We start from the raw sequence: 1,479 nt of genomic DNA, 5'->3' as shown, positions 1-1,479 counted from the left end.
GGCGAAGAGGTCACACCCGTTCCCATGCCGAACACGGAAGTTAAGCTCTTCAGCGCCGATGGTAGTTGGGGGATTCCCCCTGTGAGAGTAGGACGTTGCCAGGCTATATTGAAAAAACAAGCTGTCTCCCTTTTTATAGTGAGACAGCTTGTTTTTTTTATGGTTATGGCTGTTTAACTATAAAAAGGGAGACATTTTTAACAGATAACGAAATATAAATTCAAGAAATTTTAGCCTTGCTGCTTCTGATAAAATAAAAGAACAAATCATTTTATTCTTCTTGTTGATAAAGCTAAATATTGAAAATCATAATGTCATTCAAAACAAGGCATTAACAACCAAGAAGCAGAATGTAAAGATTCTGTACACATTTCTTTATTTTTAATATACCTTATCCTTTTTAGCACATTTTAAGAAATTTTTGTTGATGCATAAACTATAATTTTCAGGCGTGACACTGAGGAAGCTTGATGATCATAAGTATACATGTAAATAATATTAAATAGCTTTATACAACGTGAGACAGCCTTATACAGCTTGATTGAAATTAGGGATGCCTGGAACATTATGTTGTTTCTTTTGCTAGGATATGGCCTTTAAAACGATGTTTTTTAAGACGATAGAATTCCCCGGCAAATACAATTCCACATCATACTAGTAAAAAATAGAGGATAACTAGATGGTGAAAAATATTGAATGGGTTTATTAAGAAATCTATCTCGATATAAAGCCATTACGACTATTATTTTACTGCGTTGATACTTGGCAGACTTTCAACTAAAAGAAAGTTAATAATATCTCTATCGTACTATCACCCAACGATATAATCAAAAGCAAATATCTTAGCTTTTCAATTCAATCATCTAGCTCATTTGCACTTATTAATAAGGAATACTAGCCTAGATATTTAGCGGTTTTTCCTATATAATTAGTATAGGGAATCTATCTAAAAATTGTTCTTGTTTTATCCTGAAAAATATTTGCTTAATAAAACAATTAATTTTTTTAAAAAAAGTCTTTACAAAGTACTTGCAGCATGTATATAATAGTTCTTGTCAGCTTAACGAAAAGCTTTGATAACTTAACGGAGGATTAGCTCAGCTGGGAGAGCATCTGCCTTACAAGCAGAGGGTCGGCGGTTCGAGCCCGTCATCCTCCATCATGTTTAACCATACATATTTAATATTGAAAAATAATAAATATGCCGGTGTAGCTCAATTGGTAGAGCAACTGACTTGTAATCAGTAGGTTGGGGGTTCAAGTCCTCTTGCCGGCACCATTAATTTATGTTATACTAGACAAGTCGCTCTTTTATCAAGAATATTTTCTTTTTAGAAGAGAAATGTATACATGATAATAAGTCATATTTTGAGTGTTGACAGCACAAGAGCCATTAGCTCAGTCGGTAGAGCATCTGACTTTTAATCAGAGGGTCGAAGGTTCGAGTCCTTCATGGCTCACCACTGCTATGCGGGTGTG

Annotated in this window: 3 tRNA genes and 1 rRNA gene; all 4 read left to right on the top strand. The window is 34.3% G+C overall.

The features are described 5' to 3' along the window. Window positions 1–104 (top strand): 5S ribosomal RNA (gene rrf, locus JOC74_RS23270); the annotation flags it as partial. A gap of 982 nt (window positions 105–1,086) precedes the next feature. After that, window positions 1,087–1,159 (top strand) — tRNA-Val (locus tag JOC74_RS23265). 44 nt (window positions 1,160–1,203) lie between these two features. After that, window positions 1,204–1,279 (top strand) — tRNA-Thr (locus JOC74_RS23260). A 108-nt stretch (window positions 1,280–1,387) separates the two neighbouring features. Continuing rightward, a tRNA-Lys gene (locus JOC74_RS23255) sits at window positions 1,388–1,463 on the top strand. The last annotated feature ends 16 nt before the right edge of the window (window positions 1,464–1,479 follow it).

The organism is Bacillus capparidis, assembly GCF_017832095.1.
GTDB lineage: Bacteria > Bacillota > Bacilli > Bacillales > Bacillaceae > Bacillus > Bacillus gobiensis.
Note: the sequence above shows the minus strand (reverse complement) of the source record. Positions and strands in the feature narration are given on the sequence as shown.